Source organism: Gordonia phosphorivorans (assembly GCF_042432625.1).
GTDB classification, from domain to species: Bacteria; Actinomycetota; Actinomycetes; order Mycobacteriales; family Mycobacteriaceae; genus Gordonia; species Gordonia phosphorivorans.
This window is the reverse complement of sequence record NZ_JBHLWV010000038.1, coordinates 1-998: the sequence shown is the minus strand read 5'-3', so window position 1 is coordinate 998 and position 998 is coordinate 1. Positions and strand designations below refer to the sequence as shown.

At 63.2% G+C, this 998-nt stretch carries 1 protein-coding gene; it reads right to left on the bottom strand.

The features are described 5' to 3' along the window. Positions 1-998, bottom strand: a 998-nt coding sequence (locus ACFFJD_RS16690; protein ID WP_382366224.1) for an IS630 family transposase, incomplete at both ends; no start/stop codon positions are given.

Genomic DNA, 998 nt, shown 5'->3' with positions numbered 1-998 from the left:
TCGGCGGTCTTGGTCCAGACGAAGGGGTGTTTGCGGTCGTTCCAGCCGTTGATGAAGGCTCGGATCTTTGCATTGAGGTCTTTGACGGAGGTGAAGACGCCTCGGCGGATGGCTTGGCGGTCGATAATGCCGAACCAGACTTCGACGAGGTTGAGCCATGATCCCGAGGTGGGGGTGAAGTGGACGTGGATGTTCGGGTGCTGTTCGAGCCAGTTGCGGACTTCGGCCTTCTTGTGGGTGTCGTAGTTGTCCATGACCAGGTGTAGCTCCTGGTCGGGGTAAGTGCGGTCGATCTGCCGCAGGAAGGACAGGAACTCCTGGTGGCGGTGTCGGGGTTTGACCGCTGCGGTCACCTGCCCGGTCGCGATCTCCAGCGCCGCGAACAGGGTGGTGGTGCCGTGGCGTTTGTAGTCGTGGGTGCGGCGTTCGATCTGCCCGGGCTGCATCGGCAGCATTGGCGCAGTGCGGTCCAGGGCTTGGATCTGCGATTTCTCGTCCACGCACAACACGATCGCGTTCTCCGGGGGCTCCAGGTACAGTCCGACGACATCGGTGACCTTGGCGACCAGTTCCGGGTCGGTGGAGAACTTGAATGTTCCCGACCTCCATGGCGCAACCCCGTACTCGCGCCAGGCGCGGGCGACCGTGGCGTTCCCGATGCCGAGATGCCTGGCCAGCAGCCGCGATGACCAGTGCGTGACCCCGTACTTCTTCGGTGGCGGCATCAACGTCGCCGACACGATATCGGCGTGATCGAGATGCCGTGGCCGCCCGGTCCTTTCGGCGTCGAGGAGTCCTGCGAGTCCGTCCTGGAGATACCGGGAACGCCACTTGATGACCGTCGGTAGCGAGGTCCCCACAACCTCACTGATCCGAGAATTAGCCATCCCGTCGGCAGCAAGCGTGACGATCCGCGCCCGACGCACCAGACCGGCCGGCGTTGTGGTCGACCTCAACAACTGATCGAGCTCATCCGCATCGCCATCACGCAGTTCCAG